Source organism: Citrobacter sp. Ca225 (assembly GCF_030337175.1).
Taxonomy (GTDB): Bacteria; Pseudomonadota; Gammaproteobacteria; order Enterobacterales; family Enterobacteriaceae; genus Citrobacter_A; species Citrobacter_A amalonaticus.
In genome coordinates, this window is sequence record NZ_JAOWCD010000097.1 from 52,693 (window position 1) to 75,792 (window position 23,100).

The following is a 23,100-nucleotide window of genomic DNA, read 5'->3' on the forward strand; positions in this document are numbered from 1 at the left end:
GTCAGCTTAGCGTGAGAAGTTGACGCGTATACGCCTGTTGCGGTGCGCTAAAGACGCGCTCGCATTGCCCCTGCTCAATAACCTCTCCCTGTTTCAGCACAATCACCTGATGGCATAGCGCACGTACCACGTGCAGATCGTGACTTATGAAGATATAGGCCAGGCGATGCTTTTGCTGTAGCGATTTCAACAGCGCGAGAATTTGCGCCTGCACGGTCCGGTCGAGAGATGATGTTGGTTCATCAAGAACAATCAATGACGGCTTCAGGATCAGCGCTCTGGCAATCGCAATCCGCTGGCGCTGACCGCCGGAAAACTCCGCCGGATAGCGGTGGCGCGTGTCGGCATCCAGTCCCACTTCCGCCATCACCGCCATGACCTGCTGCTCGCGCTGTTCGGCTGAGAGCGATGGTTGATGAACGCGCAGTCCCTCTTCAATGATTTGTAACACGCTCAGACGCGGATTCAGCGAGGAGTTGGGATCCTGGAAGACCACCTGAATACGATGACGTACGGGCAACAACTGTCGGCGGTTAAGATGTTGTAACTGTTGGCCGTCAAATTCTATGCTGCCCTGAGAGGTGATAAGCCGCAGGAGCGCCAGCCCGGTGGTACTTTTCCCTGACCCTGACTCACCAACCAGCCCCAGCGTTTCACCCGGTTGCAGACTGAAACTGATGCCTTTCACCACCTCATTGTTTGCCACCACGCGCTTGAGAATCCCTTTGCGAATGGGGAAGGCGACGCGCAAATCCTCGACCTTTAGCAGAGGTGAATGTCCGGCTGGTAGCGGTACGGGGTCGCCTGTCGGCTCGCTGTTGAGCAATTTCTGCGTATAGGGATGCGTGGGCGCGTGGAGAAGGGGAGCGGCCCGGTTTTGCTCAACGCATTGCCCGTTTTGCATCACCGCTATGCTGTCGGCGAGCTTCCTGACAATACTGAGATTATGGGTGATAAACAGCATCCCCATGTTCAGCTCGCGCTGGAGTTCGCGCAACAGTTGCAGGATCTGCGCCTGTACCGAGACATCCAGCGCGGTAGTCGGCTCGTCGGCGATGAGTAATTCGGGTCGCGTTAACAGCGCCATCGCAATCATCACCCTCTGACGCTCGCCGCCGGAAAGCTGGTGCGGATAATCGCCCAGCCGGGTTGCAGCCTGCCGAATACCGACCCGATCGAGGCAGCTTATTATCTCTGCGCGTGCCGCCTCCCGGCGCATACCGCGGTGCAGGGAAAGGACTTCATAGAGCTGTTTTTCGAGGTTATGGAGCGGGTTCAGCGACACCATCGGCTCCTGAAAAATCATGGCGATCTTGTTGCCGCGCACGCCGCGTAGCGTCTGCTCGCTGGCGTGGAGTAATGACTCGCCGTGAAAACGGATATCGCCGCTAAGATATACGGCGGGCGGCGTGGGCAACAGGCGCAGAATCGACAGTGCGGTAACACTCTTGCCGGAACCGGATTCTCCTACCAGCGCCAGCGTTTCGCCGGCCTCCACGCGCAACGACACCGCGTTAACTACCGTACGAACCGTTTCCTGCTTACGAAATCCCAGCGTCAGATTGTCTATATCGAGCAAAGGTTGCGTCATGTTACACCGCCTTGTTGGGATCGAATGCGTCACGGACGGCCTCGCCAATAAAGATCAGCAGCGAGAGGAGAATGGCGACCGACAAAAACGCAGTAATACCCAGCCACGGCGCCTGCAGGTTGTTTTTGCCTTGCAGGAGTAACTCACCGAGCGAAGGAGAACCTAACGGTAAACCAAAGCCAAGAAAATCGAGCGACGTCAGAGTGGTGATGGAACTGCATAAAATGAACGGTAAGAAGGTCAGGGTGGCAACCATCGCGTTGGGCAGCATATGGCGAAAGATAATACTGCGGTCGCTGACGCCGAGCGCCTGGGCGGCCCGGATATAGTCGAAGTTTCGCGTGCGTAAGAACTCCGCACGCACCACGCCGACCAGACTCATCCAGCCAAACAGCACCGTAATCGCCAGCAGCCACCAGAAGTTAGGCTGCACGACGCTGGAGAGCAAAATAATCAGGAACAGCGTCGGCATACCCGACCAGACCTCGATAAACCGTTGGCCCCATAAATCCACTTTGCCACCGTAGTAGCCCTGTAGCGCTCCGGCCAGTACACCCATGACGCTTGAACACAAAGTCAGCATCAGGCCGAAAAGAATGGAGATCCGCGTGCCGTAAAGCACTCGCGCCAGCACGTCGCCGCCGTTGGCATCGGTACCCAGCCAGTTCTGCGCCGAAGGGGGCGAGGGGAAGGGTTTGTCAGTCGCAAAGTTGATGCTGTTCGCCCCAAAGCGCACCGGAGCCCAGAGGACCCACCCGCGGCTTTCCAGTTGTTGCTTCAGCCACGGGTCCTGGTAATCCGCCCTTGTTGCCAGCGGCCCGCCAAAATCGCTCTCACTGTAGTTCTTGACCAGCGGGAAATACCAGCTTCCGTCGTAGCGCACTAACAGCGGTTTATCGTTAGCAATCAATTCAGAACACAGACTCAGACCAAACAGGACGAGAAAAATCCACAGCGACCAGAAGCCACGACGATGATGGCGAAAACGCGCCCAGCGGGCCTGATTGACGGGGCTTAAATGGGCCATTAACGTCCCTCAAAATCAATGCGCGGATCGACCAGCGTATAGCTGATATCACTGAGAATATTCAGCAGCAGGCCGATCAAGGTGAAGATGTACAGCGTGCCAAACATCACCGGGTAGTCGCGTGACACCGTTGCCTCATAACCCAACAGGCCCAGACCGTTGAGGGAAAACATCACTTCGATCAGCAGCGAACCGGTAAAAAACATGCTGATGAAGGTGGCCGGAAAACCGGCGATCACCAGCAGCATGGCGTTACGAAAAACGTGCTTCCGCAGGATATTCCCTTCACTGACCCCTTTGGCGCGGGCAGTGACGACATACTGCTTGCGCACTTCATCAAGAAAGGAATTTTTGGTCAGCATCGTTAATGCAGCAAACCCGCCAATGACTGTCGCCAGGACGGGTAAGGTGATGTGCCACAGATAGTCGGTTACCTTTTGATACCACGGCAGCGTGTCAAAATTCGCCGAGACCAGACCACGCAGCGGGAAGAGGTCGTAATAGCTGCCGCCGGCAAAGAAGACAATCAACAGTATTGCGAACAGAAACGCCGGGATAGCGTAGCCGATGATAATAAACGCGCTACTCCAGACGTCAAACCGGCTGCCGTTATGCACGGCCTTGCGGATCCCCAACGGAATCGACACCAGATAGATGATGAGCGTACTCCACAACCCCAGGGTGATCGACACCGGCAGACTCTCTTTGATGAGCGTCAGTACCGAGGCGCTACGAAACAGGCTGTCGCCGAAATCAAAGCGGATATAGTTCCACAGCATGGTGAAATAGCGCTCGTGCAGTGGCTTATCGAAACCGTAGCGTTGGGTGATTTCGGCAATCACTTCCGGATCAAGGCCGCGTCCCCCGCGATAGTTGCTGTCGCTGATATTTCCCACCCCGGTTCGGGCATGGCTGGCGCGAACACCTTCGCTCCCGGCACCGGGCAGCGCGCTCGTTTGACCAAATTCGATGGCGGCAATCGCCTGATCGACCGGGCCGCCGGGGGCAATTTGCACGATAAAAAAGTTGATGGTGATGATTGCCCAGAGCGTCGGGATAACCAGCAACAAACGACGAATCAGGTACGCGCCCATTTATTCACCCTGCCGTCTGGCGGCAGGTAACTTCGCTGCCCGGTTTACGTCATACCACCAGTTATCCAGGCCAATGGTATAAATTGGACGAATGCCTGGACGGGAAAATTTATCCCACCAGGCCAGTCGATCTTCCGCCATGTACCACATCGGCAACATGTAGTAATTCCAGGTCAGCACGCGGTCCAGCGCACGTCCAAGCGGCAGCAGTTTGTTTTTATCACCCTGTGCGGCGATGATTTGAGCGATCAGTTTATCGACCACCGGACTTTTCACACCAGGAGAATTATAACTTGAGTCGATATACTCGGACGCCCAGGAGATTTGCAGATCGGAACTGGGCCACGGCATCGCCCGCCACAGGGTCGGCATCATGTCGTAGTCCCGGCTGCGCAGGCGATTGGTGAGCTGTGAGTTATCCACCTGACGAATAGTCATCGTAATCCCCAGACGCTGGAGATTATGCTGGAAGGGCAAGACCCACTGGCTGTTACTGGCGGCGGAAATGAGCAGTTCAAAATTCAGCGGTTTGCCAGTGACCGTGTTAATCCGTTGCTGACCTTTCAGTTCCCAGCCCGCGTCTTTCAGTAATTTATCCGCTTTTAACAGGTTTTCCCGATCGTAACCGTCACCTTTGGATACGGGAGGCTGATAAATCTGGCTGAAGACTTCCGGCGGCAGATCCTTTTTCATCGGCGCAAGCAGGACCAGTTCAGCCGCATCGGGGTAGTTTCTGGCCGCATACTCGGTGTTCTGGAAATAGCTGTTTGCCCGGCTCCAGGCGTTGTAGAACAGCGCTTTATTCATCCATTCAAAATCAAACGCCAGCGTAACGGCTTCACGGACGCGTCGATCATTGAAAACGGGGCGCTGAATGTTGAACGCCAGCCAGCGCGTATCCTGCGCTGATTCATTTTTCTGCTCATCTTTGATGATGTACTGATTATCAAAGTTTTTGCCAACATAGCGCGTCGCCCAGTTTTTGGCATCGCTCTCCAGGCGCAAATCAAACGCGCCGGCCTTAAAGGCCTCAAAGGCTACGTTGTCGTCGAGATAATAGTCATAACGAATGACATCGAAGTTCCAACGGCCACGATTGACCGGCAGATTGGCCGCCCAGTAATCCTTCACGCGCGTATAGACAATATATTGCCCCATCTTCCACTGACTAATGCGATAAGGACCACCACCCAGCGGCGGTCTGGACAACGGGTCGCTGAGCTTATGATCTTTCCAGTACGCTTGTGGCATTACGGGTAATGAGAACAGACTGAGCATATCCTCTTTACCCGGCTTCGCGAGCTCCATGCGTACGGTGAGTGGGGCAATGGCTTTAACCGTTGTGCCTTTGTAGACCAGACGAAACTGTGGCACGCCTTCAGTCATAAATTTGTTGAAAGTGAAGGCGACATCTTTGGCCATGACGGGCGAGCCATCATGAAAACGAGCGCGGGGGTTGATCGTGATTTCCACCCACGAATAATCCTCTGCATAGCGTGCGCTCTCGGCGATCAGCGGATAATAGCTGCCGGGCTCGTCATCAGAGGTGGTAAACAGGGTGTCGTAAAGCTGTTCGGTCCGGGCGCCGGGGTTACCTCGCAGGGCGTAGCGGTTGAAGTTGTCGAAGGTGCCGAGCGCGGAAAGGGTAATCTGACCGCCTTTGGGGGCGGCGGGATTGGCGTAATCAAAATGATCAAAGTTGAACGCGTATTTAGGCTCTCCCAGTACCGCGAAGGCATAACTCTCTTTGATCGCCTGCGCCTGGACACTCGCGCTTATCAACATGACAAACAGCAGCAATATGCGAACGATTATCTGCAAAGGGATTCCTTGTCTTGCTTACCTGCCCGCGCAGGTCACTCTGATGCCTGAATAATAGGGCAGGTGGCGTCTGTTGTGAATCCACGCGTTGGGACTTTACCATTTCAGCGCGTGTGGCTGTGAAACCCAATCAACAAATTCGTCGAGCGGCAGCGGGCGGCTAATCCAGTAGCCCTGCAGGAAGCGAACCCCGCGTTCATGCAGCCATTTTGCCTGCTCAGGCGTTTCCACCCCTTCGGCTACCGTCATCATATCGAGGCGTTTAGCGAGCGTCAGCACTGCATCCAGCACCGGCGAAGTGACGGTTTCTGTTCCAATGGCGTTAATAAAACCGCGATCGATTTTCAGATAATCCAGGGTGTAGCGTTCCAGATAAATCAGCGCACTGTGGCCGGTGCCGAAGTCGTCTATCGCAATTTCGAAGCCCGCGGCGTGCAGCCACTCAAATAACTGTGACGCTTCATGTTGCTTGAGCATGTCGCGTTCAGTAATTTCCAGCACGATCTGGAAGTGGTTGGGCGGCATCGCGGCGACTAACTGCCGAACGTCATCTTTAAAACTGCTGCTGTGCAGGTGATCAGGCGCAATATTGATACCGTACTTCGCGCCGACCGGGAGGACTTTTTGCAGCGTAGGGGCGTCCCGCGCCACCAGCTTAAACAGATGTTGGGTCAGCGGCACAATCATGTGCTGGGCCTCAGCGTAATGAATAAACGCATCAGGTGGGATTTCTCCTGCCGTTGGGTGTCTCCAGCGCAGCAACACTTCCAGCCCGGTGACCTTCAGCGACTGCGTATCCACGACAGGCTGATAGACGACGTAGAACTGATCGCGTTTGATCCCGGTGAGGATCTCTTTTCCGGGCCGCAAGCGAATGCTCATGACGTAGTAGCAGAGTAAACCCGCAATGATCCCACCCATCCCGCCGAGAAGCAGGGCATACCATAAGTCGGGCCAGGTCCAGTTGGTTGCGTATAGCCTGATTGTCACCGGAACACCGGCAATTTTTGCTTCGCGCTCCGGTGAACCGTCGAGTTCATCAACGGTGAGCAGATGGTCTGAAAAGGTCGACAACACGGTGTTGCCGACGATGATGGCAATCCCGTCAAAGTCTTCCTGGCGGGCGGTATAGAGCAAATACGGCGTAAGGTTGATATTCAGGGAGGTGAAAACGCCGCTATTCATCATCAGGGGATTACGATACCAAATCACCATCGCGGGTTTATTGGGCATCATCGGCGTTCCCGGGATAATCGCCATATCGATATCTTTACCAATATCGAGGCTGGGGACCAGTTCAGTCAGCAGCGTATCCATGCCTCCGGTTGCCGATGAGCAAAATGCTTTCTTATCCTTGACCAGCAAAAAGGCACGAACGTTCAGGCTAAAGGCGGCACGGGAAGTGAGTTCTGCGCTGACTTGTTTACAGGTCTTTAAAGTCAACGGTTGAAGAATGTCGGTAGTACTTTTGAGATCGGCAAAATAGCTAACCAGGTAATGCTGAATGTCAGAAACCAGCGTGTCGTATTTAACTTCCCGCTTATGCCACGCCATCACGAATTGTAAGCTACTGATAACAATAGCAACGACAACCCCGGTAATCAGGCAGGTAAGCACGATTTTTCGACCAGTCGTTAAGGCGTGAGTGAACATGATGCCTGGCTTTATCCTGAGATTGCGATGATGATAAATGTGATGGAATAACAAGACTATAGCCTGGATTGCTTCGGCGAGTCATGCTTTTCCACAGGGAGAAAAAGGGAATCAAAAAAAAGCACCGCCGAAGCGATGCTTTTCGTCTGTCTCGTCAGGGTCGCCAAGGGATAGCAACCAAACGATTAACTGCGGCTCAGAACCCGACGCGCTTCGTTATAGCGCTTCTTCCAGTATGGCTCGTTCATGCTGGAGATGATGACACCGCTGCTGGTAGAGGCATGAACAAACTGGTTGTTGCCAATGTAAATACCAACATGACGGCCCGTCGAACCTGCGCGGAACAGAACCAGATCGCCAGTACGCAGATTAGTGCGCGAAACGGATTTACCGGTTTCCTGTTGCTCGTAGGTGGAGCGTGGGAGTTCTAAACCAAACTGTTCACGGAATGTACGCTGTACAAAGCTGGAACAATCAATACCTTTTTTGGAGTTGCCGCCGAGACGATAGCGCACGCCTTTCCAGTCAGCGTACTGATCCATAATCCGCGATTTAACATCGAGGTTACGTACCATACTCTCAAATTCATCCTGAGAAGCTTGCAGTGAGGAAGCTTCTTGATTCACACCAAGCGTCTCAGAATGCGTGTTCTTTGCGGTGTTTGTGGTAGTGCTACATGCAGAAAGCAGTACCGCGACTGCTATCGCGGGGATCCCGCGCAAGATATATCTCAAGATCGGTTGAGATTTGACCATTTTGTTTGTTTTCCCTTGAAGTCCTTAACGATAAATATCGTTATAAAAAATGCCAAACGTGACGAGACTAATTACCTGCGCACAATGAGACAATTCTTTAAGCGCAAAACTGTGGCAGAACGCACAAATTTATTCGCGAAGAGAATAATAACCCAGCGAGGCAAAACGAGTTCGAGGTTACCCGATCGTTTCAGGCTTGGCGAGTGATTTTATCTGAATTTTAATAAGAAAATGTGATACAGAAAGTGAATAAACGGGATTGGTCAATTTAAACGCAAAATGGCGGAAAAACAGGCAACTCATTCATTCTAAAAGGTAATGTCATGACAAAATAATGACGATGAGATGAATAATTTATCTTAACACATCATCAGGGCGTAAGAATAAACCCTGATAATGTTAATAACTGTGGGTTATTTGTTTAAGATTTGTGTGTTTTTGCCGGGAAGATAATTGTCGAAAAGCGCGATAAGGCGATCGCTTAACGGGGTCAGGAGACACCAGGGCAGGCCAATTAGAACCACGGTTAATGATCCTACGGCGATATCGGTGAACCAGTGGGCGCCGATCATGACACGTGGGAAAGCAAAAACCACAACAATAATAAGGCCGATAAATCCTGCGGCTTTTCCGAAATAGCGCAACATAAATGCGGCGAAAATAAGCAGCATCATCCCGTGATCGCCAGGGAAACTATCTTTGGAGGCATCCTTCGTCGAAATATGCAGCAATTCGCTGACGCGATAAATATTAGCAAAACTGAGCGTAGGACTGGCGCGTTTTACAGGCAGCAGCGCCTGACCTGCCTGGTTCAGAACCACGGCGGTAAGCAGCATCACCAGACCGATGATGACAATACGGCGGCGGCCAGCAGGCGTTTCTTTCAGCCAGAAATTCAGCATCAGACAACCCATCGCCAGCAGGGAACAGGCGTCAAACGCCCGATTATTGGTGATGGCGACCAGCCACAGGAAGGCCTGGCTCTCTACCAGTTTCTGGTTAAAGAAGTGGAAAATGCCAGCGTCAACCGGGAACCAGAATCCATGATTCACGGGCATATACCAGCTCATGAATAACGCCAGACCGGCAACATTCAGCAGAAGTATCAGTGGTAACCGGATTTTCATATTTAACGTGTTCGCTGTTCAATAAATCGCAGGCAACCTTACGCGTGTTCAGCTAAACGAAGCTTCAACAATGCGCTCTGCAACGTATTCCAGTCTGCCTCGGTGCTGGAAATCAGTTCAATACGACTGTCCGGCGGCGCGACATTCTGCGTTTCAATGTGCAGATCTTCGCCCTGGCGATTAATGCGCACGAGGCCTTCCGGAATACGCATGACTCCCTTCACCCGGCCAACCGGCGCCAGTCGTGCCCATTCCAGCAGTCCGATGGTGTCAAAGACCGTATCGGCATCAAAAATCCAGCCGCAGGCCTGATGCCCCTGACCGCTGTTCAGGCTACGACGCCAGCGTTGTTGAGTTGGCAGGCTCAGCGCCGCCAATCCTCGCGGTTCTGGATGGCTGTGCGAATGCGCGGCGCTGGTGGGCAATTCAGCCAGATTCAGACGCGGTAAATCGAGCAACTGTCTGTCAATCTGACCATGCGTGGCCTGCACTAACTGACGGTGGCCGCCAAACTGTTGCCACCAGGTTTGCAGCGCACGTTCACTTTCCGCAGTCGCACGATCGGTTTTATTCGCCACAATGATATCTGCTGCCGCTAACTGATCGCGGAAGTTCTCATTGGTAACGCTTTTTTCATCCAGCAATCCGCGAGGATCAAGAATGCACAACGTGGCGCGCAGGTCGATCCAGGGTTCATACACCGGTGCTGTGAGGAGGGAGAGGATCTGTTTCGGATGCCCCAGTCCAGTTGGTTCGATCAGCAGGCGGTCTGGTTTTCCCTGACGCAGCAGGGTATTCAGTCCAACCTGCATGGGCAGGCCGTTCACGCAGCACATACAGCCGCCGGGGATCTCTTTGAGCAACGCGCCGCTATCAGCAAGCAGAGCGCCGTCAATGCCGACCTCACCGAACTCATTGACCAGTACCGCCCATTTTTCGGTGGGGTCTTTGTGCGCTAACAGATGGAGGATAGAAGTGGTTTTTCCGCTGCCGAGGAAACCGGTGATGAGGTTAGTTTTGGTCACGCCTGCTCCAGAATAATGTACCGTAACGGTTTCCATTAATCCTGGCGAAAAAAAGTGAAAAAGAGAAGGACGGGGCGAACGAAGACGGCCTCCGTTCACCTTAATGGCAGAAATTGTTAATTTTTTAACGTATCAATCACCGCCTGATGTGCACCGTGTTGCGCGATACGCTGCCAGGCCGTTTCAATCGCCTGGACAAAAACCGGATTGTGCGGGAGGTCGTTGCCGAAAATTTCCGATAAAGAGAGCAGTGCCGACACGCGCTGATCCTCATGATGGGTGGTCACTATAGCGCGGATTTTATCATTCAGCGGGTCGCGAACGTCGATGGTCACACCGGCATCATCGACGCCGCTGACGTAGCGCATCCATCCCGCCACGCCAAGCGCCAGTAATGGCCATGCGGTTTCGCGCGCCAGATGAAGGCGAATACCCGCCAGCATCCGCTGAGGCAGTTTCTGACTGCCGTCCATCGCGATTTGCCAGGTTTTATGCTTCAGTGCCGGGTTCGCAAAGCGTTCAATCAGGCTTTGCGCGTAGCCGGTCAAATCCACGTCAGTAATAGTGAGCGTCGGCGCCTGTTCGTCCATCATCAGTCGGTACGCGGCTTCGCGGAATGCGATGTCCTGCATGCATTCATTAATATGCTGAAATCCGGAAAGATAACCGAGATACGCGAGAAACGAGTGGCTGCCATTAAGCATCCGTAATTTCATCTCTTCCCAGGGACGCACATCGCTGACCATCTGCACGCCAGCCGCTTCCCATGCGGGACGACCGGCGACAAAGTGGTCTTCAACCACCCATTGAATGAACGGTTCACAGCTGATGGCGCAAGGATCGGTCACACCCAGTTCGCGGGTGATTTCTGCCAGTGAATCTTCTGTGGCGGCCGGAACAATGCGGTCAACCATCGTGGCAGGGAAGCTGACGTGCTCGCGGATCCAGTCTGCCAGCGCGGGGGATCGTTTTTCCGCCATCCCCAGCACGGCGTTCTTCACGACGTGGCCGTTATCAGGAATGTTATCGCAGGAGAGTACAGAAAAAGCTGCCAGGCCGCGTGCCTGCCGACGTGACAGTGCTTCCACCAGAATACCCGGTGCTGAATGGGGTTCATCAGGCGATTGCAGGTCGTGAACAATGCGCGGATTTGTCAGGTCCAGCGCACCGGTAGCCGGATCGATGCAATACCCTTTTTCGGTGATGGTCAGTGAGACAATCGCCACTTGAGGTTCGCAGAATTTTTCGATTATAGCGGCGAGCGAATCGAGTTTCGCATTCAGGCATTCGTTGACGGCACCGACAATAATCGCCTGATTGCCGTCTGCGCCTTTTTCCAGCACGGTGTATAAATGATCCTGCTCGCGGAGTTGACGCATCAGCGTGTCGCCGCTGAACAGGCTGATTTCACAAATTCCCCAATCTCCGCCCTGGGCGTTCAGCACCCGCTCGGTCAGTAATGCCTGATGCGCACGATGAAAGGCACCAAAACCGAAATGCACCATGCGGGTTTTCAGTTGCTGGCGGTCATAGCGTGGCGTTTGTACGCCATCCGGCAATATTGCTGAGGCAATTGTAGTCATTTATTACACACCTGATTAACCATAAATTAACAACGCCAGTGTAAAGTTATATGACAACAAATTAAATTGGTAAGCCTGATTTATCCGGGTAATGTGAGCTGGATCAATCAATCACGCCCCTTTTATTGATCACCTCGCAGAAGCCTGTATGGTAGTCGTCATTCAGGTAAGCTAATTTGGTATAACAACTTTGTGAGGTAAAGCAATGGAACAAACCTGGCGTTGGTACGGGCCTAACGATCCGGTATCGCTTGATGATGTGCGTCAGGCTGGTGCAACGGGTGTTGTGACAGCATTGCACCACATTCCGAACGGCGAAGTGTGGCCGGTCGATGAGATTAAAAAACGTCAGGCGATTCTGGCGGAAAAAGGGTTAACCTGGTCGGTGGTCGAAAGTATTCCGGTTCATGAAGAGATCAAGACCCGCTCCGGTCAGTATCAGACATGGATCGCAAATTATCAGCAGAGCATCCGTAATCTGGCAGCCTGCGGCATCGACACCGTCTGCTATAACTTTATGCCGATTCTGGACTGGACGCGTACCGACCTTGAGTACGAATTGCCAGACGGTTCGAAAGCGCTGCGTTTCGATCAAATAGCCTTCGCCGCTTTTGAGTTGCATATCCTCAAGCGTGCGGGTGCGGAAGCGGACTATAGCGAAGAAGAACAGCGTCAGGCGTTGGCTTATTTCAATACCATGAGCGACGCGGATATCGAAAAACTGACCCGTAATATCATTGCCGGTCTGCCTGGTGCGGAAGAGGGTTATACGCTCGATCAGTTCCGTGCGCGTCTGGCCGAGTATGACGGCATCAGCAAAGACGATCTGCGTGACAATATGGCCGTGTTCCTGCGTGCGATTGTCCCGGTGGCTGAAGAAGTGGGCGTGCGTCTGGCAGTGCATCCTGACGATCCGCCGCGTCCGATTCTCGGGTTACCACGCATTGTCTCCACCATTGAAGATATGCAGTGGCTGAAAGAGACCGTCGACAGCATCTACAACGGTTTCACCATGTGCACAGGCTCTTACGGCGTTCGTGCGGATAACGATCTGGTGAAAATGATTGAAACCTATGGCGATCGTATCCACTTTACCCATCTGCGCTCGACGTGCCGCGAAGCGAACCCGAAAACCTTCCATGAAGGCGCACATTTGCAGGGTGATGTGAATATGGTCGCGGTGGTGACGGCGATTCTGACCGAAGAGCAGCGCCGTAAGAAGGCGGGGGATTTGCGTCCCATTCCGATGCGCCCCGATCACGGTCATCAAATGCTGGACGATCTGCATAAGAAAACCAACCCGGGTTATTCCGCGATTGGCCGTCTGAAAGGGCTGGCGGAAGTGCGCGGTGTAGAACTGGCGCTGAAAATGACCCAGTTCCGCGACCTGCTGTAAAACAGCAAATGACAAAAAAGGACAGCTCAGGCTGTCCTTTGAGAGTGATGACAAACTTCTTTCCGATACCGGACAAGCACAGATCACCTTATTAAAAACCAGGAAAATCAATTCATTGATTTTCGGCTGATAACCACAAAGAAGGAAAAACCACGTTTTTTCCTTCTTTGTCAGCAGCCTGAAAGGACAGCTCAGGCTGTCCTTTTTTACATCCATTCAAAAATTAATCCGCACGGCCCATATAGCGGCGCTCTTCGATATGAATGCGGATTTTCTCACCGGCGCTCAGGTATTCTGGCACCTGAATAACCAGACCGGTGCTCAGCGTCGCGGGTTTGTTACGCGCACTGGCAGAAGCGCCTTTGATGCCTGGAGCGGTTTCCACGATTTCCAGATCTACCGTCTGCGGCAGTTCGAGCGCCAGCAGTTGGCCGTCCCAGGTCAGCACCTGCATATCCGTCATTCCACCTTCCGGGATAAACAGCAGCTCTTCTTCGATCTGATCTTTGGTGAAGGTATAAGGCGTGTAGTCTTCTTTATCCATGAACACGTATTCGTTGCCATCGATATAGGAGAAATCGACGCCACGGCGGCTCAGGGTCACGGTATCGACAATGTCATCGCCCTTGAAACGCTCTTCCACTTTCAGACCCGTGCGGACATCGGAGAACCGCATTTTGTACAGCGTTGCCGCGCCACGGGCTGTCGGGGACTGAATATCGATATCTTTCACAATCAGCAGTTTGCCGTTGTAATTCAGTACCATACTTTTTTTGATTTCGTTCGCTCTTGGCATCGAAAAGATCCTGTTATAGAGATTAGCTAAATTATCGCGTCAAACTACTCGCGCCGGGTCATTCAGGCAAGTGGAATTCACCTTTAGCTGGTGCAAAAAAGGTGGTACTGTGCGCGCCTGTCCGGTGGTCACAATAAAGAGAGTCAGATTATGGAATGCCGTCCGGATTGTGGGGCGTGTTGTATTGCCCCTTCTATTTCCAGCCCCATCCCCGGCATGCCGCAGGGAAAGCCTGCAAATGTCAGGTGCGTGCAGCTCTCAGATGACAACCTGTGCCGTATCTTTGGCTCCAGCCTCCGCCCCAACGTCTGTCGCAGCCTCAAACCGTCCCAGGAAATGTGCTTAACGAACCGCGACGAGGCGATGACCTGGCTTATTGATCTTGAAGCGCTGACCGCGCCCTAAACATCCTTAATGCGCGACAGGCAGGCCATGGTGGCGACAATCATCACCAGCGCAAACCAGAAAACGGCATGGTAGTTCCAGATTTCAGCGGCAATGCCCGCCAGCGATCCGGCGATAATCCAGCCGACGCGGATGGTATTGGTGTAGAGCGTGGTGGCGGACCCTGCCTGACCAGGCATCAGATCCTGAAAATAGAGCATACCGATGCCGCCGAGAATACCGATATAGATGGCGTTCAGCAATTGTAAACCCAGCAGCACAACAGGGGAGTGCGCGATCAGCATTCCTGCGTAAAAGCAAAAACCGGCAGCGACCGCAATGCACATTAGCAGACGTTTACCCAGACGTTTTGCGAAGTAGCCAGCAATCAACATGGTCGGGATTTCCAGACCGGCCGCTGTCCCCATCATCACACCCGCCAGTTTCTCCGGCAGATGCAGCTCATTAATAATAAACAGCGGCATATTAATGATATACAGGCTGTTGGTACCCCACATTAAAGTACAAATGGCAAACAGCAGCAGGGTATCGCGACGGTTACGACGCGGCGCTTCCAGCGTACCGATCGCCAGTGCGGTCTCTTTGCGCATGGACGGTAAGAAAAACCATACCATTGCACCGCAAACTACAAACGCCACCGCGGCACTGAGGTACATCACCGTAAAGCTGAAGCCCATTGCCAGCGCGTAAGCCAGCGGCGGGCCGATCACCCACGCGAGGGAAACCTGGGCGCGCAATATGGAGCTGAACATCACCGCTTCACGGCCTGTGCGGTCAGCATGTTCGCGGGCCAGGGCAAACATTTGCGGGTTGGCGGTCGAACCAAAACTGCTGAGAAACACCCCGACAAACAGCAAAATAAAGTAGTTACGATTCCAGGCAAATAACACGCACGCCAGCATGCCCAGCGCACAGCAGAAGACGATCAGCTTTTTGCGATCGCCTTTTTTATCTGAACGTCCCGCCAGAAACTGGCTCACCAGGATGCCGATCACCGCACTGCCGGTAAAAAAGAAGCCGACCATTGCTGGGCGCGCATGGACTTCATCAGTCAGAAAAAGGCTTAGCGTGGGGGTCTGTAGCGCACCGGCGATACCGGTGAGAAAGGCGACAATAAGGAAAGCCGTAGACGTCAGGTCAAACGTTTTTGGCGAGGCGGCAGCGGGGGTATTGTGCATGTTTGGATATCAGTAGTGTGACGAGACGCGGAGTTTACGCCGCTTAGTGAGAAATAAACAGATAACTAAATCAAAATCGCCACGAAAAATCAAAATGGCATTTCACTCTGACAATGCTGTTAGCTGACGCTGCTGAACCTTAAGTGAAATGACGCTGTATTGACTTCAGCAACCTACCGCCAGTGAGGCAAAAATGTGCATTGCTTCTAAATTTTGCGATCAAAAATGCAACTTTACTTGCGTGCTGAAGCAGAAAGCGCAAGACTTCTTGAAACGTTTCAGCGCTGTCGAGTTTCAGTTGAGGGAACCGTATAGCGTCTTTTTTCTCATGTAAGCTGAATCGTTTCAATTCAGCAGGAGAGGAGAACCATGTTTCAGTTATCCGTTCAGGACATTCATCCGGGCGAGCAGGCCGGAGACAAACAGGAAGCCATCCGTCAGGTTGCCGCTGCGTTAGTGCAGGCTGGCAACGTTGCGGACGGCTACGTAGACGGCATGCTTGCTCGCGAGCAGCAGACGTCCACTTTTCTCGGCAACGGGATTGCGATTCCGCATGGCACAACCGACACCCGCGATCAGGTGCTGAAAACCGGTGTACAGGTTTTTCAGTTCCCGCAGGGCGTAACCTGGGGTGACGGTCAGGTGGCATATGTGGCGATTGGCATTGCCGCCAGCTCCGATGAGCACCTTGGTCTGCTGCGTCAGCTGACGCACGTGCTGAGCGATGACTCCGTAGCTGAACAGCTTAAGTCAGCGACCACGGCTGAAGAACTGCGTGCGTTGTTGATGGGCGAAAAGCAGAGTGAGCAGCTGAAGCTCGACAACGACACGCTGATGCTGGATGTCGTCGCGACCGATTTAGTGACGTTGCAGGCGCTGAATGCGGCACGTCTGAAAGAGGCTGGCGCCGTAGATGCGGCGTTTGTCGCGAAAGTGATTAACGAACAGCCGATGAACCTGGGGCAGGGGATCTGGCTCAGCGACAGTGCTGAAGGCAACCTGCGCAGCGCCGTGGCGGTGAGTCGTGCGGTAAATGCTTTTGACGTACAGGGCGAAAAAGCGGCGCTGCTAGTGACCGTTGCCATGGCTGACGACCAGCCCGTCGCCGTGCTGAAGCGTCTGGGCGATCTGCTGCTGGAGACGAAAGCTGACCGTCTGCTAAACGCCGACACGGCGACTGTCCTGGCACTGCTGACCAGCGATGACGCACTGACTGATGATGTGCTGAACGCCGAGTTTGTGGTCCGCAATGAGCACGGCCTGCATGCCCGTCCGGGGACCATGCTGGTCAATACGATTAAACAATTCAACAGTGAAATTACCGTGGCAAACCTTGATGGAACCGGCAAACCGGCAAATGGACGTAGTCTGATGAAAGTGGTGGCGCTGGGCGTGAAGAAAGGACATCGCCTGCGCTTTACGGCGCAGGGGGCTGATGCTGAACAGGCGCTGAAAGCGATTGGCGATGCCATCGCTGCCGGTCTTGGGGAGGGCGCGTAATGAGCAGACGTGTTGCGACCATCACGCTAAACCCGGCCTACGATCTGGTGGGGTTCTGTCCTGAAATTGAGCGCGGTGAAGTTAACCTGGTGAAAACGACCGGTCTGCACGCGGCGGGGAAAGGGATCAACGTCGCCAAAGTGCTGAAGGATCTCGGGATCGACGTGACGGTCGGCGGTTTCCTCGGCAAAGATAACCAGGACGGTTTTCAGCAGTTGTTCAGCGAACTGGGAATTGCTAACCGTTTTCAGGTGGTGCAGGGGCGTACCCGCATCAACGTCAAGCTGACGGAAAAAGACGGTGAAGTCACCGACTTCAACTTCTCCGGTTTTGAGGTCACGCCTGCCGACTGGGAGCGTTTTGTTAATGATTCCCTGAGCTGGTTGGGTCAGTTTGACATGGTGTGCGTCAGCGGCAGTCTGCCATCCGGCGTGAGTCCGGAAGCCTTCACCGACTGGATGACGCGTCTGCGCAGTCAGTGTCCATGCATTATCTTTGATAGTAGTCGTGAAGCCCTGGTTGCAGGACTAAAAGCCGCGCCGTGGCTGGTGAAACCGAACCGCCGTGAACTGGAAATCTGGGCCGGCCGCAAGCTGCCAGAAATGAAAGATGTGATTGAGGCGGCGCATGCGTTACGTGAACAGGGTATCGCACATGTGGTGATCTCCCTGGGAGCAGAAGGCGCGCTGTGGGTGAACGCCTCGGGAGAATGGCTCGCCAAACCGCCTTCGGTTGACGTGGTCAGCACCGTAGGCGCCGGGGATTCGATGGTTGGCGGCCTGATTTACGGTCTGCTGATGCGTGAATCCAGCGAACATACGCTGCGTCTGGCAACAGCCGTTGCTGCGCTGGCAGTCAGTCAGAGCAATGTCGGTATTACCGATCGTCCTCAGTTGGCCGCAATGATGTCGCGTGTCGACTTACAACCGTTTAACTGACAGCAGGAGAGGCATAATGAAAACGCTGCTGATTATTGACGCTAACCTCGGGCAGGCTCGCGCTTACATGGCGAAAACTCTGCTCGGTGCGGCGGCGCATAAAGCAAATCTGGATATCATCGACAATCCAAATGACGCTGAACTGGCGATCGTACTGGCCGATGCCATCCCTAATGACAACGCGTTGAACGGCAAAAAAGTCTGGCTGGGTGATATTGCCCGGGCGGTGGCGCATCCTGAGCTATTTCTTAGCGAAGCCAAGGGTCACGCGAAGCCTTATAGCGCACCGGTTGCTGTAGCGCCTGTTGCCACAACCAGCGGTCCGAAACGCGTCGTGGCCGTGACGGCATGCCCAACCGGCGTAGCACATACCTTTATGGCGGCGGAAGCGATCGAAACCGAAGCGAAAAAACGCGGCTGGTGGGTGAAAGTCGAAACCCGCGGTTCTGTGGGCGCTGGCAATGCCATTACACCGGAAGAAGTGGCCCAGGCGGATCTGGTGATTGTGGCGGCAGATATTGAAGTGGATCTGGCGAAATTTGCTGGTAAACCCATGTACCGTACCTCTACCGGTCTGGCGCTGAAGAAAACCGCGCAGGAACTGGATAATGCCGTGGCGCAAGCCGTGGTATATGAGCCCGCCGGCAAAGCGCAGGCTGCGGCGAATGAAGGGAAAAAAGAGAGTGCTGGCGCGTATCGTCACCTGCTGACGGGCGTGTCCTACATGCTGCCGATGGTGGTTGCCGGCGGTCTGTGTATCGCGCTTTCCTTCGCCTTTGGTATCGAAGCGTTTAAAGTCGAAGGGACACTGGCGGCCGCGCTGATGCAAATTGGCGGCGGTTCAGCCTTTGCGCTGATGGTGCCGGTTCTGGCGGGCTACATTGCTTTCTCGATTGCTGACCGTCCGGGCCTGACGCCAGGTCTTATCGGCGGTATGCTCGCCGTCAGCACGGGTTCTGGCTTTATTGGCGGGATCATTGCGGGCTTCCTTGCAGGCTATGTGGCGAAGGCCATCAGCACGAAGTTGAAGCTGCCGCAGAGTATGGAAGCGCTGAAACCGATCCTGATTATTCCGCTGATTTCCAGCCTCGTGGTGGGTCTGGCTATGATCTACCTCATCGGTAAACCGGTCGCCGGGATCCTCGAAGGGTTAACGCACTGGCTGCAAACCATGGGGACGGCGAATGCGGTGCTGCTGGGTGCGATCCTCGGTGGGATGATGTGTACCGACATGGGGGGGCCGGTTAACAAGGCGGCATACGCGTTTGGCGTCGGTTTGCTGAGTACACAAACCTACGCGCCAATGGCGGCTATTATGGCGGCAGGCATGGTGCCACCGCTGGCGCTGGGTCTGGCAACCATTGTTGCGCGTCGTAAGTTCGACAAGGCGCAGCAGGAAGGGGGTAAAGCGGCGCTGGTACTGGGTCTGTGCTTTATCACCGAAGGAGCCATTCCTTTCGCCGCGCGCGACCCGATGCGTGTTCTGCCGTGCTGTATCGTTGGCGGCGCGCTGACGGGGGCGATCTCAATGGCGGTTGGGGCGAAACTGATGGCACCGCATGGTGGTCTGTTTGTTCTGCTGATCCCAGGGGCGATTACCCCGGTGTTGGGATACCTGATTGCCATTGTCGCCGGTACGCTGGTTGCGGGTCTGGCCTATGCCTTCCTGAAACGTCCGGAAGAAGATGCCGTCGCCAAAGCGGCATAAAGTCATCATTTCACACCAGGGCAGAGAGTTCTCTGCCCTTTTTTTATCTTCGTTTTGTGTCCTTCCTCTCAAATATTTCCTCGCTTGCAAACTGTATCTATAAAAAATTGTGATTCTGTTCATATCTGGCGGTTTTTGCTCTTGCCAGTGCGTTTACTTTCATAAAAACAGGCTTACTATAAACACATGTTTGAATATAAACATGTGCTCTAATAAGTCGTTTGAGCCGTGAATAGTCTTAACAATCTCAAAGTCATGGTATTTTCGTACCAGGAGATGTGCTATGCGCGAAAAGGAATACATCATCACGATTGGTTCTGCCAATATGGACGTTGCAGGATATTCGCATGCTTCCTTGAATTATGCGGACTCAAATCCGGGGAAAATTAAATTTACACCCGGCGGGGTTGGTCGCAATATCGCTCACAATCTTGCATTGCTCGGGAAAAATTCCTGGTTAATGACGGCGGTTGGCAATGATTTCTATGGCCAATCGTTATTGGCGCAGACGAATCAGTCAGGCGTGCATGTGGATAATTGCCTGATTGTTGCCGGTGAGAACACCTCAAGTTATTTATCGCTTCTCGATAATACCGGTGAAATGCTGGTGGCAATCAATGACATGAGCATTACCGAACATATTTCGGCGGCGTTTCTGGCGCAGCATCTCGATTTTATCCGGGGTGCCCGTGTCATTGTGGCAGATTGTAATATTAGTGAACAGACGCTGGCCTGGTTACTGGATAACGTGGGGGATGTACCGGTGTTTGTTGACCCGGTATCGGCGTGGAAATGCGTCAAGATCCGCGAGCGTCTGGCCCAAATTCATACCCTCAAACCTAATCGTCTTGAGGCGGAAACTCTCAGCGGCATTGCGCTTTCAGGGCGCGAAGATGTTGCGAAAGTCGCTGCCTGGTTCCATGCGCGTGGCCTGCACCGTCTGGTACTCAGCATGGGGGGCGATGGGGTCTATTACAGTGAAAAAGACGGGGAGAGCGGCTGGTCGCTACCGATAAAAACCCATGTCGTTAACGTTACCGGAGCGGGAGATGCCATGATGGCGGGACTCGCTTCCTGCTGGGTTGAAGGCATGCCCTTCATTGATTCTATTCGATTTGCACAGGGTTGTTCCTCAATGGCGCTGGCCAGTGAATATACCAATAACCCTGAATTATCTGTTGCGAACGTTAAAACCCTTGTGGAGAACACAGAATGTCTGAATTAACGATTTCCTCTGAATTACTGCATATTTCGCCAGAAGTCCAGGACGCTATTAACAGTAAAAAACCGATTGTTGCGCTTGAATCGACAATTATTTCTCACGGTATGCCTTTTCCACAAAATGCGCAGACGGCAATTGAAGTCGAAGAAACTATTCGTAAGCACGGTGCTGTGCCGGCAACGATTGCCATTATTGGCGGAGTAATGAAAGTCGGCCTGAGTAAAGAAGAAATTGAATTATTAGGTCGCGAAGGACATAGCGTAACTAAAGTCAGTCGTCGTGATTTACCGTTTGTGGTAGCCGCCGGAAAAAATGGCGCGACCACGGTTGCTTCAACCATGATTATTGCCGCCCTTGCGGGTATTCACGTTTTTGCTACCGGGGGTATTGGCGGCGTTCATCGCGGTGCGGAACATACGTTTGATATTTCCGCCGATCTTCAGGAACTGGCTCATACCAATGTAACCGTGGTTTGTGCCGGTGCGAAATCTATTCTCGATTTAGGTTTAACCACGGAATATTTAGAAACGTTCGGTGTGCCGTTAATTGGATATCAGACCACTGCGTTACCGGCATTTTTCTGCCGTACCAGTCCGTTTGAGGTCAGTATCCGTCTCGACAGCGCGAAGGAAATTGCCCGGGCGATGGCAGTGAAATGGCAAACCGGCCTGAACGGAGGTCTGGTGGTCGCCAATCCAATCCCGGAAACCTACGCCATGGCGGAAGAGAAAATCAATGCGGCGATTGACCAGGCCGTCCGGGAAGCGGAAGAGCAGGGCGTTATCGGTAAAGAGAGCACGCCGTTCCTGCTGGCGCGCGTTGCTGAATTAACCGGAGGCGACAGCCTGAAGTCCAACATCCAACTGGTGTTTAACAACGCCGTACTGGCCTGCGAGATTGCGAAGGAATATCAACGCCTCGCCTGATCGAAACGAACGGGCAGCGTGCGGTCGCCCGAAACCACCAAAACCTGGCCTCGCGCCGGGTTTCCTGGCATGAAGGGAAATCATTATGGATATAATGAGAAGTGTTGTGGGTATGGCGGTACTGCTGGTGATCGCATACTTACTGTCAGTGAATAAAAAACACATCAGCTTACGTACCGTGGGCGCAGCGCTGGTGCTGCAAATTGCGATTGGCGGGATCATGCTCTATTTCCCTCCGGGCAAATGGCTGGTTGAACAGGCCGCGCTGGGCGTGCATAAGGTCATGTCTTACAGTGACGCGGGCAGTGCCTTTATTTTTGGCTCTCTGGTTGGGCCAAAAATGGATGTGCTGTTTGATGGCGCCGGTTTTATCTTCGCCTTCCGCGTGCTCCCGGCGATCATTTTTGTCACCGCGCTTATCAGCCTGTTGTACTACATTGGCGTGATGGGACTGCTGATTCGCATCCTGGGCGGGATTTTCCAGAAGGCCCTGAATATCAGTAAGATTGAATCGTTCGTTGCGGTCACGACGATTTTCCTCGGGCAAAACGAGATCCCGGCGATTGTGAAGCCGTTTATTGACCGCCTGAATCGCAATGAACTGTTTACCGCGATCTGTAGCGGGATGGCCTCGATTGCGGGCTCGATGATGATTGGCTACGCCGGTATGGGCGTGCCGATTGATTATCTGCTGGCGGCCTCGCTGATGGCGATTCCTGGCGGGATCCTGTTTGCGCGTATTCTGAGTCCAGCAACGGAAGAGTCAAAAGTCACTTTCGAAAACCTCTCTTTCACCGAAACGCCACCAAAAAGCATTATCGAAGCCGCGGCAAGCGGTGCGATGACCGGGCTGAAAATTGCCGCAGGCGTGGCAACGGTGGTCATGGCGTTTGTCGCAATTATCGCACTGCTTAACGGCATTATCGGCGGAATTGGCGGCTGGTTTGGCTATGGGCATGCGACGCTTGAAGGGATCTTCGGCTGGGTGTTAGCCCCGCTGGCGTGGATCATGGGCGTTGACTGGAGCGATGCCACTCTGGCAGGGAGCCTGATTGGGCAGAAGCTGGCAATCAACGAATTTGTCGCTTACCTCAACCTGTCGCCTTATTTGCAGGATGGCGGCACCCTGGATGTGAAAACCATCGCCATCATCTCTTTTGCGCTGTGTGGGTTTGCCAATTTTGGTTCCATTGGCGTAGTGGTCGGGGCGTTCTCGGCTATTTCGCCTCAGCGCGCGCCGGAAATCGCCCAGTTGGGTATGCGGGCGCTGGCGGCAGCCACGCTCTCTAACCTGATGAGTGCGACCATTGCCGGGTTCTTTATTGGGCTGGCGTAGCGTGGCTGATGACTTATCC

Annotated in this window: 19 protein-coding genes; 8 read left to right on the forward strand and 11 right to left on the reverse strand. The window is 53.6% G+C overall.

Going from position 1 to position 23,100, the window contains the following annotated elements; genetic code table 11:
* Nucleotide 1: 1 nt before the first annotated feature.
* The 9 genes from yejF to OGW13_RS18195 form a co-directional block, all read right to left on the reverse strand.
* Complete coding sequence (yejF, locus tag OGW13_RS18155) at nt 2–1,591, reverse strand: microcin C ABC transporter ATP-binding protein YejF (RefSeq protein WP_061069854.1); 1,590 nt, start codon at nt 1,589–1,591, stop codon at nt 2–4.
* A gap of 1 nt (nt 1,592) precedes the next feature.
* Nucleotides 1,593–2,618, reverse strand: a complete 1,026-nt coding sequence (locus tag OGW13_RS18160; protein WP_043000101.1) for an ABC transporter permease — start codon at nt 2,616–2,618, stop codon at nt 1,593–1,595.
* The gene (locus OGW13_RS18165; protein ID WP_044258612.1) at nt 2,618–3,712 is read right to left on the reverse strand and encodes a microcin C ABC transporter permease YejB; all 1,095 of its coding nucleotides are present in this window, start codon (nt 3,710–3,712) and stop codon (nt 2,618–2,620) included. Before OGW13_RS18165 ends, OGW13_RS18160 begins: the two co-directional genes overlap by 1 nt.
* Nucleotides 3,713–5,527, reverse strand: a complete 1,815-nt coding sequence (locus tag OGW13_RS18170) for an extracellular solute-binding protein (protein WP_044258738.1) — start codon at nt 5,525–5,527, stop codon at nt 3,713–3,715.
* Between the two features lie 102 nt (nt 5,528–5,629).
* Nucleotides 5,630–7,186: a cyclic di-GMP phosphodiesterase gene (locus OGW13_RS18175; RefSeq protein WP_043000103.1), complete on the reverse strand. Its 1,557-nt coding sequence runs from the start codon at nt 7,184–7,186 to the stop codon at nt 5,630–5,632.
* A gap of 185 nt (nt 7,187–7,371) precedes the next feature.
* Nucleotides 7,372–7,941, reverse strand: a complete 570-nt coding sequence (gene mepS / locus OGW13_RS18180; protein WP_043000104.1) for a bifunctional murein DD-endopeptidase/murein LD-carboxypeptidase — start codon at nt 7,939–7,941, stop codon at nt 7,372–7,374.
* A 413-nt stretch (nt 7,942–8,354) separates the two neighbouring features.
* Complete coding sequence (locus OGW13_RS18185; protein ID WP_043001882.1) at nt 8,355–9,068, reverse strand: phosphatase PAP2 family protein; 714 nt, start codon at nt 9,066–9,068, stop codon at nt 8,355–8,357.
* Between the two features lie 38 nt (nt 9,069–9,106).
* Nucleotides 9,107–10,093 (reverse strand): CobW family GTP-binding protein, encoded by a 987-nt coding sequence (locus OGW13_RS18190; RefSeq protein WP_187250956.1) that lies wholly within the window; start codon nt 10,091–10,093, stop codon nt 9,107–9,109.
* A gap of 116 nt (nt 10,094–10,209) precedes the next feature.
* Nucleotides 10,210–11,676, reverse strand: coding sequence for a mannitol dehydrogenase family protein (locus OGW13_RS18195; RefSeq protein ID WP_287116338.1), 1,467 nt, complete (start codon nt 11,674–11,676; stop codon nt 10,210–10,212).
* A 205-nt stretch (nt 11,677–11,881) separates the two neighbouring features.
* Here OGW13_RS18195 and uxuA point away from each other — a divergent pair, with 205 nt between their 5' ends.
* Entirely contained in the window at nt 11,882–13,072 is a 1,191-nt protein-coding gene (gene uxuA / locus OGW13_RS18200) for a mannonate dehydratase (protein WP_216081305.1), read from the forward strand.
* 223 nt (nt 13,073–13,295) lie between these two features.
* On the opposite strand, the gene yeiP is transcribed toward uxuA, so the two are convergent.
* Nucleotides 13,296–13,868 carry an elongation factor P-like protein YeiP gene (gene yeiP / locus OGW13_RS18205; protein ID WP_287116339.1) on the reverse strand — a complete coding sequence of 191 codons (573 nt, stop codon included), beginning with the start codon at nt 13,866–13,868 and terminating at the stop codon, nt 13,296–13,298.
* A 150-nt stretch (nt 13,869–14,018) separates the two neighbouring features.
* On the opposite strand from yeiP, the gene OGW13_RS18210 reads away from it, so the two are divergent.
* Nucleotides 14,019–14,273: a YkgJ family cysteine cluster protein gene (locus OGW13_RS18210; RefSeq protein WP_043000107.1), complete on the forward strand. Its 255-nt coding sequence runs from the start codon at nt 14,019–14,021 to the stop codon at nt 14,271–14,273.
* On the opposite strand, the gene setB is transcribed toward OGW13_RS18210, so the two are convergent.
* Nucleotides 14,270–15,451 carry a sugar efflux transporter SetB gene (gene setB, locus OGW13_RS18215; protein ID WP_044326537.1) on the reverse strand — a complete coding sequence of 394 codons (1,182 nt, stop codon included), beginning with the start codon at nt 15,449–15,451 and terminating at the stop codon, nt 14,270–14,272. The genes OGW13_RS18210 and setB overlap by 4 nt on opposite strands.
* 369 nt (nt 15,452–15,820) lie before the next feature.
* Between setB and fruB the strand changes: the two genes are divergently transcribed.
* The 6 genes from fruB to OGW13_RS18245 all read left to right on the forward strand — a co-directional run bounded on the left by fruB (nt 15,821) and on the right by OGW13_RS18245 (nt 23,081).
* Complete coding sequence (gene fruB / locus OGW13_RS18220) at nt 15,821–16,951, forward strand: fused PTS fructose transporter subunit IIA/HPr protein (RefSeq protein ID WP_044266153.1); 1,131 nt, start codon at nt 15,821–15,823, stop codon at nt 16,949–16,951.
* The gene (gene fruK, locus OGW13_RS18225) at nt 16,951–17,889 is read left to right on the forward strand and encodes a 1-phosphofructokinase (protein ID WP_043000110.1); all 939 of its coding nucleotides are present in this window, start codon (nt 16,951–16,953) and stop codon (nt 17,887–17,889) included. The genes fruB and fruK overlap by 1 nt, the downstream gene beginning before the upstream one ends.
* A 16-nt stretch (nt 17,890–17,905) precedes the next feature.
* Entirely contained in the window at nt 17,906–19,597 is a 1,692-nt protein-coding gene (fruA, locus tag OGW13_RS18230) for a PTS fructose transporter subunit IIBC (protein ID WP_044258626.1), read from the forward strand.
* Between the two features lie 283 nt (nt 19,598–19,880).
* On the forward strand, nt 19,881–20,822 hold the full coding sequence (locus OGW13_RS18235; RefSeq protein WP_044258740.1) for a pseudouridine kinase: 942 nt from the start codon (nt 19,881–19,883) through the stop codon (nt 20,820–20,822).
* On the forward strand, nt 20,810–21,745 hold the full coding sequence (locus tag OGW13_RS18240) for a pseudouridine-5'-phosphate glycosidase (protein ID WP_044258629.1): 936 nt from the start codon (nt 20,810–20,812) through the stop codon (nt 21,743–21,745). Before OGW13_RS18235 ends, OGW13_RS18240 begins: the two co-directional genes overlap by 13 nt.
* Nucleotides 21,746–21,830: 85 nt before the next feature.
* The gene (locus tag OGW13_RS18245; RefSeq protein ID WP_043000113.1) at nt 21,831–23,081 is read left to right on the forward strand and encodes a NupC/NupG family nucleoside CNT transporter; all 1,251 of its coding nucleotides are present in this window, start codon (nt 21,831–21,833) and stop codon (nt 23,079–23,081) included.
* Nucleotides 23,082–23,100 lie beyond the last annotated feature (19 nt).